Genomic DNA, 13,451 nt, shown 5'->3' with positions numbered 1-13,451 from the left:
AGCCAACATCCCCTTCTCTAGAAAGCCCCCACTTTTTTTTAAACTCAGGAGGCCCCCACAAAAAAAGCAGCCCTGCGGCTGCTTCTATCATCGTCTTTCCTCACTGCAATCATCCTTCAAGAGGATTCCAGTTTCCCGGCCCCCAATTGTTATTGTCCATCTCCTCGGCGGCCTCATCAACGACTTGGGCCAATTTATAAATCAGCCAAGTCACGTCATTTTGACCTCTTTCTTCCAGAGTGTCGGCGACGACAACCAAAGCACTCCGCACGCCCATCAAATCAAGAATATAGTCTCTATCCATGCTGCCCTCCATTTTCGCTGGCGATCAATGCTCTACGCAAACTCGCCCCGTATTCGCCAAGGTCACTATTCAGCTCATCAAGTTCTTTTGCCAAAAGCTCGGCAATATGCGCGGGGCCATACCCCACCTTTTCTTCGAACAATGCTACCAACGATTTTAAAGACAAAGATATTGTATTCGCTCTGTCCGAAAAATCTTCCATGCTTTTCCAAATCGAATCAGGATCACAACTCATATTCTTTTACCCCCACAAGCGTACCAGGGACCACAGTGCCTCCAGAGCTGGAAGCGTGCCGTACAACATCTAGCCTTTTCCCATAATGTGTTCTTATAGCACTGCTATGTTCTTCCAACTGCCGCTCAGCGTTTTCCACCAAAGCATGCAGCACATTTCCCGCAAGAATCGCCCCTTCTGGTTCATCTCCCGTTACATCCAGCAAATCCGCAAAACTTCGAAGTGGGCTGAAAGCGCTTTCAATTGTATCTGCAAGACGCTCTCCGTAGATGTCTCGGGGACACTCCATCTCGACTTTACCATTTACCCACATTTTTTCCTGATCTGGCATTAGCCTTCCTCCTTTGAAGTTACTCGCAAGGCTCATCCTCCCACCCTTCCAGCAAATCCGAATCGGCCAGGGCGTGCAAGGCAAGGTCTATCTCCTCACGCAATACTTCCTTAATGGCGGTTTCATCTTCGGCGGCCATCAAACGCAGGGCTGCACGATCAGGAATAGAAAGCATGGCTTGACGCACCTCAGTAAAGGCAGCGATCACGGCGGACTCTACTTCATCCACCGGAACGATTTCGCTTGCCTTTCGGGCTGCTTCTATCTCTTCCCCCTTAACCCGAGCCTCTAGCAACCGGCGCTTCAATTGGGCCTCGGTTTCATCTCCCTTCACGACGCCGGTAGCCTTCCGTATTGCCCGGTCACGATCCCAGACCACACACTCCGCAAGATCAAACTGCCAAGGCTTGCCACGCCTTCCACGCTGGAGGACAGGCATTCCCTCCCGGACCCGAGCCAAAACGGTGTTTTCTGCAATGCTAAGAGCGGCGGCCAGATGAGCCCTATCCACTATCTGCTTTTGACGTTCTATTTCCATTCTTCTTTTCCCTTTAATTCAGAATGATTAATTGAGTTTTCCACAGGCTTCAAAGCTTCAACTACGGCAACAACGGCAATTCCCCTCGCAGAAATAAAGGCGTGCGATCAGCATTCACCCACAGGGGGTACCCCCCGGAAAGGACCCGTAAGGGGTATAGAGGGGTGTTTGTGTCCGTTTGTGTCTGTTTGACCTACGACTCTCAAGGAATCGGTAGTTCCTTGCATTTCGAATGCTAGACGGTTCCTAGCGCGCCCACACCTTGCGCTAACCCACTGTCCACGCAGAGCTTTCCTTGATGAATAGCGCGTGCAATTTCTTTAACAGCCAGCCTACCTACCCACGGTCTCACCCACTTCCTTCAATTCCTGCCACCTCGCGCACAACCAGAAAGGCTTCAAGAGAGGCTTTCCGTATGGCATACCTGTAGCGTTTCGTAGACCCTAGGTTAGAGGCTTTAAGCTGGCCCGTTCGGATGAATTTGCGCACAGTCTTGGGAGACACCTTCAAGCGGGCAGCAACATCGGCCACGTTGTATACGGGATCAACCATACAGAGCCTTCCCTATGGCTTTAGCGGCTTCACACCGCTCATCGTCACGGAAGCTCAAATAGTGCCGCGTACTAGCCGGATCACGGTGCCCGAGGGCAAGAGACGTTTCCGTGAAGGCGTCCACCTTCTCTCCATCGGCAACACGCTGGAGAAAGTGGGTATACATCCTGTCTGCGAACGTCTTGCGCATGGAGTGGGTGGAAACTTGATCTACAACCCCACATGACTCGAAACACGACACCAACACCCTATGAGCCTGGGAGGGGCTAATAGCCCTATTCTTTCCCCGTTGAGAACGAAAAAGAAAATCGTCCGGGGCCGGGTATTCAAGGGCTTGTATCTGGCCCAGCACTGCGCGTTGCCCTTCGGGAGGCAGGAAGGCGGTACGCCCTTCCTTACTACCCTTCATGTTACGCTTAGGCACCTTGACCCGTTTGCAAACTAAGCCGCCTGCCACCACGTCCCTAATTCGCAAAGACAGCATTTCGGAAACACGAAAGCCACAGAGGACACCTAGGACAAACAGGCAACGATTACGCACCTCATACCGGCCAGAGAATGACACCAGCACCCGGCGAACTTCCACCTCGGTCAGTGGACGACACCCCTTCATGCTGCCTCCCTTACGGCCTCAGAATATGAGGGGGCCGCAATATCCTTGCATGCCATATTCTTATGCATTTTTTCTATCCTTTGGTTTCTGCTGGACGTAAACGTCCGCACTATTAACGACCAATGACGCACGATTCATTTCGTCAAAAACCTTCACCATTATTGATACGATCCGCTTAGCGGTTCCTCTTCCAAATCCATCTTCTCGAAATGCCTTCTCAAAGGCTCTCTTCGTAACACCATCAAACACGCTCCACCTCCTAGGACACCGACGTGTGAAGCTGCCGCTTTGCACTCGTCCTTCATTAAATCCTTCCTTCTATCCTTCAATAAATCCTTAGTGGGTAACTCATGCATCGCTACGGACTGAGTTAAGAATAGGCCGTGCAGCTATGATGAAGGGTAATTCGTGCTTCTTGTGGGTATTCCATGCCGAGCAGGGGTAATATGTGCGGTGCGAACACTTCATTTCTCATCACGTCTCACCTTCAATCTTCGAATTGAGATAACCAACGGATTGCACGCAAGGGGGATATATTAATACCCGCCAGTAAGTTTCATTGTCATGCGCAGGCTCTATAAAGGAATTGTCTCGCAACGATTTGATAGCGCGGGACCACACGCGAGGCCCGATCCCGGCAAACCGCCTAAGAACGACAGGCTCAGCATTGCAGTAATCAGCAAGGCGCATATCCAAATATTCATACCACTCATCGTCATGAAGCCACTCACCAAAATCAGGATCAAGGTCAGGTCTAGGGCTTCCAAAAAAGCGAAACGCCAACGATAAACTCCTAGCTGCGGGAGTCAGCTCAGCCCAATTCCCCCCATCAATAAATATTGAGGGTAGAATGATCCCATCTGCGCTATTGCTTAAAAATCGATAAACTTTTAAACGGCGGCCAGCCCTTGAAACACGCATAGAAATTGAGACAATTTCTCGTCTTTCCAACTCTATGGCAGCACTTCTGACTGTTTTGCGTGTTAACCCGGACATGGCTGCAAGCCGCCCTTCACTGGGGAAAGCTTCCCCTTTACTATCAGCATGTCGCAACAGCGTAGGCAAAAGAGCTTGAGCAGACCGGCCAAGCTCACACCACAGGCTCGGGCGATAGCCATTCGGCCCATTAAGGCCGACGAAATCAAATGGAAGCATCTTAAAATGCCTGTCCCCTTTGGGCTCAACCCATCGGAATCCACCAAAATCACTTGAGGACATCGAAAAGCACCATCGCGGCGAAAAAGGTATGTGGGAGATATACGGGGATACAGATAGAGACACTAAGGCAAAGCCCATACATGACTAGCCTTCTCTTTCAGAAAGCTTGTCAACGGCTGCCCGAATCTCCGTAGCAGGCCAAACGCTTGTCCTGTTCACTTTGATTGGTTTGGGAAATTTGCCAGCCTTTATTCCCCTACGAAAGGTACTCTCGCTGACAGATAGAAAATCAAGAATTTGGGGTAAACGGGCAAAGCCCTCTGTTGGAAAAATCGGATTCATATTTCCTCCACTTGCTTGAAATAATGACGGCCTTAGCCGCTTCATGACTTGTGGAGGAAGGTTAGGACTTAAAACGTTAAACACGCAAAGAACCTAAAAAAATAATTAGGTTCTGGATTTCTTGCTAAACCCGATCACGCTCTTCTTTTCTATGCATTCTAAAGTTTTACGATAGTAAAAGCCGAACTCGTCAACCGAGTCTTCAAGCTTTAACTTATGCTGGTCGTAAGCCTTGATAAAGCTTGCCTTAGCCTCTTTTAGCGCACAGTCATTTTGCTGCACATAATCCCAAATCCATAGACCTACGGCTCTTTTTTTAACTGAATTCAATGGAACTCTAGCCATGGGAGTGCTTTTTAATAGTTGTGCCTTCACTCTTGCAAGCCTAGAAAGTTCACCATACTCATGGCTATCTGTTAAATGCGTATTTCGTAGCTCAGAAATATTGTAAGAAATTTCATTTTCTCCCATCCCATTAGGAATCATATATGCCTTGGCACCTTGTTGCCTCTCAATTGCAGTCACTCCCTCAGCAATTAAATGGTAGCAATCGCCCCGAGAGAGGCCATATTTATCCGAGAGACAATCAATCCAACTATCATTGATACTCACCCCCACGCCAAAAGGATACAGCTCTCTATCTACGGAAGCATAATCGCTTTCCAGCCTGTAGCGAAATGAGCCCCTTTCAAGATCGCTAACTATCTCATGAGCAGAATGATAAAAACGGCAGTCGCCTAAAGTAAGCATAATATCTGGAAGCGGAGGGTCAAAGGAACAAACAGTCCAACCGTAGACACTTTCCTTAGACATCTGTTCAGGCAATCGCTCCCCTCTGAGAATGGCTCGAAATATCAAGTCATTATTACTTGTCGCCCTCCTGCCATATTCCCACTGCCAAAACAGGAGAAAGTTGACTTCCTCCTGCAACTTTTCTCTTTGATATTCCTCAATTTTTACCATTTCAAAACTCAATTCACTTTCGCAAAAAGGGGAACAACTTTACCGCCAGCCTTCAAGCTATCGAGGTAGTCCGCCCACGCTTGCATCATCTTTTTACGCTCGGGTAAGTGTTCAGCATAATTATAGCTGGCCCTAACTTTATCTTTCGGGGTGTGCGCCAACTGCCTTTCAATAGCATCCTTGTGCCAACCATGCTCATTCAGCAGCGTTGACGCCATGGACCTAAAGCCGTGGCCTGTCATTTCCTCCTTATCGTAACCAAGACGCCGAAGAGACACATTAATGGTATTCTCAGACATGGGGCGTGAAGCTGTACGTATGCTCGGGAAAACGAAACCAGACGGTCCGGTAAGCTTGTAAACCTCAATCAGAATTGCCACCGCTTGCTTAGAAAGGGGCACAATATGAGGGCTCCCCCCTTTCATTTTTGATTCCGGTATTCTCCACTCGCACGCTTCAAGGTCTATCTCATTCCATTCGGCGTTCCTCAGCTCCCCGGGCCGCACAAAAACCAACGGGGCGAACCTAAGAGCGCAATGAACAACAAAAGTCCCTGAGAAGCTATCTATGGCCCTCAGAAGCGGCCCAATTTCTTTGGGATCGGTGATCGACGGGTGATGCTTCACCTTCCTGGCCGGTGGAATTGCACCTTTTATATCCGCTGCGGGATCACGTTCTGCGCGGCCAGCAGCCACCGCATAACGAAAGATTTGCGACATTATTTGTCGGACACGCCTAGCGGTTTCCACCGCCCCACGCTTTTCACAACGCTGTACAACCCCCAGCATATCTTCAACGCCCAACTCTGAAATAGGCCGCTCCCCAATGAATGGGAATACATTCTTTTCGAGCCGTTCGATGGTGGTCTTTGCATGACGCCCACTCCAACCAGCAAGATTCTTTTGAAACCATTCACGCGCTACAGCTTCAAAAGCTTCACTAGCACTGCTCCGTCGCTTATCTTCCTTGCGCTTCCGAGAGGGGTCAATCCCCTGAGCAATGAGCGTTTTTAGCTGGCTGCGCCTTGTACGTGCATCCTGGAGCGTGATGTATGGGTAAGTTCCGAGAGACAAGCCTGTCCGCTTGCCCTTCATCTGATAACGGAATCGCCACCACTTGCGCCCTTTGGGGCTAACGACAAGGGCGAGCCCTTCGCCATCATTCAGCGTATATTCATTTGTTTTCGGCTTCGCTGCTTTTATCTTCGCATCGGTCAAAGGCATAAAGTTCTCCCGGCGTGGTGGTACATCAAAAAATGGTACATTTTGAAATATACCACTTTATGTACACTTTGCACCCGGCCTGTCAAGACTCCCTCTGACTCGCCTAGACTGCTAGAGACTCAACAATAGCAACAAAAAAGCCCTCTTAATGAGGGCTTTAGACTCTTCCTGAACGTAAGAGATTTTGAAATATGGCGGAGAGGGAGGGATTCGAACCCCCGGACGGGGTAAACCGCCTCTGGTTTTCAAGACCAGCGCATTAAACCGGACTCTGCCACCTCTCCATGATCGGTTGACAGACAAGGTGCCCAACCGAGATGAACCTTGTAGAAATCCCATTGATGAATGTCAAGAAACAAAGCAACTAAAGCTACATTATCCTGAGAATTGCCGAAAACAAATTGAAACCCATATTTTTAATATGAGCATTTGACACATTTGCATGCTTCCCGTAATTACATTTAGAATGTAATTCAATAAAACTAACCAAATATAGTATGAAAAATCCACAAGATGTTTTCGCGGACTACCTAGCGGATAAGAACCTTAAGATGACGCCTCAGCGGCGCCTCATTCTTGATACATTCCTCAAACAAAATGCTCACCTGTCCTCTGAAGAGCTTTATGCCAAAGTCAAGAAGAGAGATAAATCGGTCGGCCAAGCCACAGTATATCGCACTCTCAAGCTATTATATGAATCCGGCCTAATCGAGCCATTAGATTTCGCAGATGGTGTTACTCGCTATGAGTTAAGCTACGGCGAGGATCATCATGACCACCTCATTTGCGAGCGATGTGGCAAGAACATTGAAATCCTTGACCCAACAATTGAAGCTCGCCAAGAGCAACTGGCGCAAGAACATGATTTCAAGTTACTTCGACACAAAATGTACCTTTATGGTATCTGCTCTGACTGTCAGACCAAATAAAAAGAGCCCTGCTTTGCAGGGCTCTTTTTATTTGGTCTTATTATCCTGAAATTTTCTCTAAGAACTGAGACAAAGCCTTCATCTCACCGGAGAGGCTTTTCCAGACATACTTACCTCCCACATTCTCACCTTCAGCTGTAAACTGAATACCAAGTCCGATAGCACCACCCTTTCCCTTGAAACGGCTGCGAATGGCCCCTATCACGTTAAAGTAAGCGAACTTCTTGGTCTTTGGATTCCAAATGCTAACTCTCAAGACAAGTTGCGCCCCTTCCTTAAGCGGCGGAAGCTTTCCAGAAGGATGAATCACCAATATCCGCATGCCACCAGCTGAGATATTCTCTACTGACAGTCGCATCTTATTACCATATCGCGCCGGGTTATTGATGGTCTGCAAATCTGGACGCCCCATCCAGAACGTCTTACGTTTCCGCACATCCCACGCCTTAACCCGAACAGTCCCTTCTCGAGCAACCCTTTGGCGACTATGTTTACGCCGTATAACAAATTTATATCTAATAGGGGTAGCAAGGGACATCTCTTTTATGACAGATCCTCGCTTAACGACATGTGTAATAAAAGTAACGAACGCATTGATTTTACGTCCGGAATAAGTGAACGGCTTTGTGTAACAAACCACACGAGTATGATGAAATTTCAAAGCTGTTGGGGCGACGTTGACTAATTGTAATATCATCTTGCCACCAACAACTTCAGACACTCTGGCCTGACCTATATTTTTACCCACACCGCTACTTGAGTAGACGTAAACATCGAGCATTACGCCTTTTGTCACTAAATAGTTTTCGACAATACGTCGACTTCTAGGAGCGAACAGACGAGCGAAAAAGCGAAGTATATAGAACCCAATAATGCGTCGATAGTACCATAACGCCATTGCCAAAACCAAAGGCACCACAATGGACAGTATTTTGGAGAAAACCCCAATCATATCCAATCGGTCCGCTCCACTACCGAAGGTCCGCTGCACGTCCCGCAGATAATCGAGTTGGGCCAGAAAATTCAACATGCCTTTGCCTTTAGTTTACATGAAATTGACGCCGAGACTGCTTAACCAGTGACGTTTGCAATTTCAATACCTAGCTGCAATTCTATTATTATTCTCCTATTACAATCACATCATAGCGCTACGAATCCATATTTTCTATCATGTAGCTTTTAGCTTTCTCCCCGTTGCTCCATTCTCTTAATCTTTTCGCGCAGGGTTTTTCTATTAATCCCTAAGATTTCAGCAGCACGAGTCTTATTATCACCAGTCATTGTGAGAACATTTTGAATATGCTCATATTCAACTTCAGCAAGGGAACGATTAACTCCACCTTCTTTCGGTAAACTAAAACGCATGCTTTCCGGAAGATCAGTAACCTCCACGGGGTCGTGATCTACTATCACGACAAGTCGTTGAATCAAATTTTCCAGTTCTCGGACATTACCGGGCCAAGCGTATCGACGAAATGCTTGAAGTACATCATCGGTTAAACCCGGTGGCGTCCGGTGCATAGCCCTAGAAAACTTGGACAGAAAATGATGGACCAACACCAATATATCATCACCTCGTTCGCTTAAATTAGGAACGGGAATATCAACGACATTAATACGGTAGTAAAGGTCTTCTCGGAATGAGCCCTCTTCGACCATTCTCTTTAAATTCTTATGCGTAGCTGCAAGGATTCTAGTATCAACAGTATGCACTTTGCTAGAGCCCACTTTAGTAAATTCCTTTGATTGAATCACTCGCAGCAATTTAGCCTGCATATTGGGACTTGCATCACCTATTTCATCAAGAAAAATAGAACCGGCCTGAGCTATTTCAAAAAAACCAGCCCGCCCTTCTTTCGCTCCTGTAAATGCACCTTTTACATGACCAAATAATTCACTCTCAACCAAACTATCGGGAATAGCCGTGCAATTGACGGGAACAAAAGGGGCTGCTCGACGATCACTATTATAATGAACCGCACGTGCGACCAATTCCTTACCTGTCCCCGATTCGCCAACAATTAGTACATTGGCATCTGTAGCTGCAGCCTTGCCAATACGCCGAAATACCTGCTCCATTTCAAGCGAACTGCCAATTATGCCAAAATTATCTGGAGGTGTATCCGGTGAACTAAGCACTCGTCTTCTCTGATGACGTTCAACTATACGCTCTACAGCTCCAAGCAATTCTTCTTTAGTAAATGGTTTAGCAAGGTACTCCCCTGCACCGTCTTTGATGGCCTCAACAGCTCCGGGGATTGACGGATACCCTGTAATCATCATGATCTCGGTGTCCGGGTAATTCGCACGAACATGTTTAATAAGGTCCATACCGGTTGCCTGTGGCATACGGTAATCAGTGATTACTAAATCGACCTCCAAGTCTTCCAACAACGGCAAAGCTTCATCCACTCTTTCGCAAGTAAAGACTTCATACCCTTCAGGCTGTAAATTTCGCTTAATTACTTCAAGAGTAGATTTGCTGTCATCGACAGCCAAGATTCGTATAGAATTACTCATGAGACACCCTCGCTACACAGGATTCCGTCCTTTGGACAGGGAAAAGCCACTTCAACACGCGTACCTTCTCCAGGCTTACTGTGGACCTGAATAAACCCATCATGCGCCTTAATTATCCCATGCACGACAGACAAACCAAGGCCAGTTCCTTGGTCTACATCCTTGGTAGTGTAAAATGGATTGAAAATTTGCTTCAGCACTTCTGGCTCCATACCTGGCCCAGTGTCTTCGACAATGATATAGGCATCGCTTCCATCACTTATGGTCTGAACAGTTATGCGACCGCCATCCGGCATCGCTTGGATGCTGTTAGCAACAAGATTAATCACAACCTGCTTAAGATGCTGAGGATCAGCGTGCAGTCTTGGCAATGCTGAATCGAAATCACGTACGATTTCCACATTGGAACGCTTAGCACCAGTTTCAGTGATTGAAATAGCTTGTTCCACCACTTCATTAAAATCCACTTCCAACAATTGAGGTGGCATCTGGCGACTAAAAAACATTAATTTGCGAATGACTTCACGTGCATGCAACGACGAATCGACAATAGAACCAAGATCAGACTTCACCTGCTCAGGCAGATTCGGTGTTTGAAGAGCCAACTCAGCAAAACCCAAGATATTGGCCAAAGGCTCATTTATTTCATGTGCTACACCAGCAGAGAATTGTCCAATTTTCGCCAACCTGTCAGCCTGACGCAGTTGCGCCTCTAGGGCTAACTTAGACTCGCGCGACTCCTTTTTGGCCACAATGAGTGCCACTTGCTGAACCGCTGTAGCCAACAAGTCTAGCTCGTCATCAATAAACGGAGCCTTATGACCAGACTCTGCAAATACCGCTAACTCACCACGCTTTTCGCGGTGCACCATAACAGGCTCACTAATAACATGGTCCGTAGCGAGAAAAGAGCTAGTTTCCCATATTTCGTTATCTACTCGCAAACGAACATGCGTCTTTTCCGGGTGCTGAAAACCATTTGAAAGCACTTGGACAACTCGTTGAAGAAGTACACCTAGTGGAGGTTCCATATCACCCATAAGCTGACTGATTTCATAGAGACAATTTAGTTCTTTGTTGCGCTCCATCAAAGTGAAGCGCTCACGAAGTAACCCATTTTCTCGCAACATGTGCCCAGTCACATCCTGACCGACACATAAAATAGATATAACCTCTCCTTTGGAGTCAGCCAACGGCTTAAGATGCCAATGAATGTAGATAAAATCACCGTCGCGGTCGCGAATGGCACCGGCCATTGCGGAAACACCCTGATCATGAGCACGCTCCAACACAGCTTTACGAGCGGCATCACGTTCATCTTCTGGGATGAAGGTCTCAAACCAATCACGACCGGCGAGCTCCTGCATGGAATAACCTGACAGCTGTTCCAACTCAGCATTTCCATGCACAACGAGGCCATCTAAATCAAGCGTCACCACGATTCCGTGACTTAATTGCATGACCGTGTCGTAATAATTCTGAAGATTCATGAGACTTTCCTTATACAACCTAAATTATGTAAAAAATAAGGCGCTGTAAACTCTTTCCGGGGTAAAACGCCCCACTCGTTCAATTAATATGCTATTCGCCCCGCCACAGCCGTAGGATTAACGACCATGCCTTCCCCTCTGCGATTATCGTTTCTCTGAGTATATCCCAAATTAGTGCGGCCCGGTCGCCGGGGAAATCACGACCGAGCCGCACACTGGCTGGGGTATGGAATTAGTATTTTATTTAGTGACTCAACCTCAAGCCCCACCCCTCAAAGATGAAGAGAATGGCGAAGCCATACCACAATGTATAGAAGACATAGAATGCCAATGAGAAGATAACCAACCCAAGATTATCCGTAATCTTCATCGGCTCAACCTCGTAATAATTGTACGAAGCTTCAACAGCCTTCTTCTCAATAGTGGTCACGAGCTTAGCTGCGGCAAACGCTCCCTGATCCTTGAGGCCCTTGTCAATAAGCTTGAGAGAAGTCCACCAGTTAAACACTACGCGACGCGCTTCAATGCCATACTTATCCTCAATGGACTTTTTGTCATTGTGGTACATTAAATCCGCATCGGCGAGTGTACCACTGAGGATATTCCCAAGTGAGCCAGAGACATTTACCGTCTTACCAGCAGCTGAAGCAGTTGAACCAGTGTTGGTAAAAAGAGCCACAGACTGACTAGCCTCAACTTCACTGGGATAGTTCAAAACAAGCTCCACATTCATGGAGTCGAGCTGATGAACATCTTCCTTCAAAGCTGGAACATAATTCACTGATCCCTTGGAAATTGAGTTATACAGGTTATCCAGATACTCCATGGCGTTGTGTCCCTTGAACATGGGCTGGAACATGAAGAACAGCACCACAAAGAACGCCGCCAGCAGGATTACTCCACCGTAGAATTCCTTCTTGTTAGCTATCATATTAATGTGCCTCCCCGCTCTTCAGCGCAGGGATATTGCGCAGGAACGTACCGATAACCCAGACGGAGAATCCGCCGATTACGACAAAGAATGCCCAAATACCAATATCATTGAGTATTGCCCCCATTTCAGCTGAGATTGGGATAACACCCATTTCACCAAGCTTGCCGGGCAGTGCAAAGATTCGATTCATGAAACCGGCCAAAACAGCCATGGCGTAGAAGCCACGAATAGTAATACCGGGGACAACCTTGGTAACTAGTGCGCCGATCTGAATACCGAGCAGGGATCCGATAAGCATACCCATTGCCAAAGTGTAAAAGATGAATCCATAAATTGCATACTGGGAGACCGAGGCAAAACCTGCGGTAAATACGATCTGGAAGATGTCGGTACCAACGGTGGTCATGGAAGAAACACCGAGGACGTAGACAAAGATCGGGAAGGTCAGAAAGCCTCCACCAACACCCATAATACCAGCAGCAAGGCCAACCAATGCTCCGGAAAGGACCAAGAAGACCCAAGAGATCTGACGGCCACCAGGGACCAAGTCCTGATCAAACTTCACCATGGGGGGGAAGTTGACGGACTGAAGGTTCTTGGACATGGCACCAAGTTCAGCGCCCTCGGAACCACCATGAGCGTCTCCGCCACCGCCCTTCTTGCGCGACCGCAAGTAATCAGACAGAGCATAGAAGCCCAAGAAGCCAAGCATCAGAGAGTATACAGTCGTGATAAATGCATCACTCAGGACTGGGTTGATCTCATAGAGTACACGGTTGATGATACCACCAGCAGTTGCGCCAATCACAGCACCGACAAGAAAAACCACTGCCAGTGCGACAGAGACATTACCAAGCTTTCGATGAATGACACTTCCCATTATCGCCTTTGCGAAAATATGGAAAAGGTCAGTACCGACCGCCAAAATCCCCTTGATGCCGGCAGACATAAGAGCTGGGGCGATAATAAATCCACCACCTGCACCAATACAGCCGGTAATCAAACCTGCGCCCATGCCGATGGCAATGGACACCAGAAAAATTCCCAAACTGTAAAACGCCGGGCTGTAAGCTTTCTTACCGCCCAACAGGTCGGGCAGAACTGGTCCGATGTCATCGGCGAACGCAATGCCGCCGAGAATAATGGGAATAACCATAAGACCGATCAACAACAGCTTTTTACGGCTGCTCACAATCGACTTTGCGTTGTTAATTTCCCATTGTGCGAGAGCTCCGGCTCCCGCCATCATGAATCTTCCCCATTGATTGAAAAATCGCATGATTTCCTCGCTTCCTCTTGAGTTTTCGACTTGTGCAGAA

17 protein-coding genes and 1 tRNA gene are annotated in these 13,451 nt (G+C 47.6%); 1 reads left to right on the top strand and 17 read right to left on the bottom strand.

Annotated features, from left to right (window positions below):
• Positions 1-109 precede the first annotated feature (109 nt).
• From HFN16_RS14100 to HFN16_RS14045, 12 genes are all read right to left on the bottom strand, one after another.
• Positions 110-304 (bottom strand): hypothetical protein, encoded by a 195-nt coding sequence (locus HFN16_RS14100; RefSeq protein WP_168891367.1) that lies wholly within the window; start codon positions 302-304, stop codon positions 110-112.
• Complete coding sequence (locus tag HFN16_RS14095; protein ID WP_168891366.1) at positions 297-539, bottom strand: hypothetical protein; 243 nt, start codon at positions 537-539, stop codon at positions 297-299. The genes HFN16_RS14100 and HFN16_RS14095 overlap by 8 nt, the downstream gene beginning before the upstream one ends.
• Positions 529-870, bottom strand: a complete 342-nt coding sequence (locus HFN16_RS14090; protein WP_168891365.1) for a hypothetical protein — start codon at positions 868-870, stop codon at positions 529-531. The genes HFN16_RS14095 and HFN16_RS14090 overlap by 11 nt, the downstream gene beginning before the upstream one ends.
• A 19-nt stretch (positions 871-889) precedes the next feature.
• Complete coding sequence (locus HFN16_RS14085) at positions 890-1,408, bottom strand: terminase small subunit (RefSeq protein ID WP_168891364.1); 519 nt, start codon at positions 1,406-1,408, stop codon at positions 890-892.
• Positions 1,409-1,756: 348 nt separating this feature from the next.
• Entirely contained in the window at positions 1,757-1,960 is a 204-nt protein-coding gene (locus HFN16_RS14080) for a helix-turn-helix domain-containing protein (protein ID WP_168891363.1), read from the bottom strand.
• Entirely contained in the window at positions 1,953-2,573 is a 621-nt protein-coding gene (locus HFN16_RS14075) for a tyrosine-type recombinase/integrase (RefSeq protein ID WP_168891362.1), read from the bottom strand. Before HFN16_RS14075 ends, HFN16_RS14080 begins: the two co-directional genes overlap by 8 nt.
• A gap of 60 nt (positions 2,574-2,633) precedes the next feature.
• Entirely contained in the window at positions 2,634-2,822 is a 189-nt protein-coding gene (locus HFN16_RS14070; RefSeq protein ID WP_168891361.1) for a hypothetical protein, read from the bottom strand.
• 225 nt (positions 2,823-3,047) lie between these two features.
• The gene (locus tag HFN16_RS14065) at positions 3,048-3,728 is read right to left on the bottom strand and encodes a helix-turn-helix domain-containing protein (RefSeq protein ID WP_168891360.1); all 681 of its coding nucleotides are present in this window, start codon (positions 3,726-3,728) and stop codon (positions 3,048-3,050) included.
• A gap of 147 nt (positions 3,729-3,875) precedes the next feature.
• Complete coding sequence (locus HFN16_RS14060; RefSeq protein WP_168891359.1) at positions 3,876-4,073, bottom strand: AlpA family phage regulatory protein; 198 nt, start codon at positions 4,071-4,073, stop codon at positions 3,876-3,878.
• 105 nt (positions 4,074-4,178) lie between these two features.
• Positions 4,179-5,036 carry a hypothetical protein gene (locus HFN16_RS14055; RefSeq protein WP_168891358.1) on the bottom strand — a complete coding sequence of 286 codons (858 nt, stop codon included), beginning with the start codon at positions 5,034-5,036 and terminating at the stop codon, positions 4,179-4,181.
• Positions 5,037-5,044: 8 nt separating this feature from the next.
• Positions 5,045-6,259 carry an integrase arm-type DNA-binding domain-containing protein gene (locus HFN16_RS14050; protein ID WP_168891357.1) on the bottom strand — a complete coding sequence of 405 codons (1,215 nt, stop codon included), beginning with the start codon at positions 6,257-6,259 and terminating at the stop codon, positions 5,045-5,047.
• Positions 6,260-6,451: 192 nt separating this feature from the next.
• Positions 6,452-6,543, bottom strand: a tRNA-Ser gene (locus tag HFN16_RS14045).
• 213 nt (positions 6,544-6,756) lie between these two features.
• Here HFN16_RS14045 and HFN16_RS14040 point away from each other — a divergent pair.
• Positions 6,757-7,188, top strand: coding sequence for a Fur family transcriptional regulator (locus HFN16_RS14040; RefSeq protein ID WP_168891356.1), 432 nt, complete (start codon positions 6,757-6,759; stop codon positions 7,186-7,188).
• Positions 7,189-7,228: 40 nt separating this feature from the next.
• On the opposite strand, the gene HFN16_RS14035 is transcribed toward HFN16_RS14040, so the two are convergent.
• From HFN16_RS14035 to HFN16_RS14015, 5 genes are all read right to left on the bottom strand, one after another.
• On the bottom strand, positions 7,229-8,218 hold the full coding sequence (locus HFN16_RS14035; RefSeq protein ID WP_168891355.1) for a hypothetical protein: 990 nt from the start codon (positions 8,216-8,218) through the stop codon (positions 7,229-7,231).
• 149 nt (positions 8,219-8,367) lie between these two features.
• A complete protein-coding gene (locus tag HFN16_RS14030) occupies positions 8,368-9,708 on the bottom strand; it encodes a sigma-54 dependent transcriptional regulator (RefSeq protein ID WP_168891354.1) in 1,341 nt (446 codons plus the stop codon).
• Complete coding sequence (locus tag HFN16_RS14025) at positions 9,705-11,198, bottom strand: ATP-binding protein (RefSeq protein ID WP_168891353.1); 1,494 nt, start codon at positions 11,196-11,198, stop codon at positions 9,705-9,707. The genes HFN16_RS14030 and HFN16_RS14025 overlap by 4 nt, the downstream gene beginning before the upstream one ends.
• Positions 11,199-11,442: 244 nt before the next feature.
• Positions 11,443-12,129, bottom strand: a complete 687-nt coding sequence (locus HFN16_RS14020) for a hypothetical protein (RefSeq protein WP_168891352.1) — start codon at positions 12,127-12,129, stop codon at positions 11,443-11,445.
• Position 12,130: 1 nt separating this feature from the next.
• A complete protein-coding gene (locus HFN16_RS14015; RefSeq protein ID WP_168891351.1) occupies positions 12,131-13,411 on the bottom strand; it encodes a sulfite exporter TauE/SafE family protein in 1,281 nt (426 codons plus the stop codon).
• Positions 13,412-13,451: the final 40 nt, after the last annotated feature.

It is taken from the genome of Pseudodesulfovibrio sp. zrk46 (assembly GCF_012516435.1).
GTDB lineage: Bacteria > Desulfobacterota > Desulfovibrionia > Desulfovibrionales > Desulfovibrionaceae > Pseudodesulfovibrio.
This window is presented reverse-complemented; position numbering and strand designations above follow the sequence as displayed.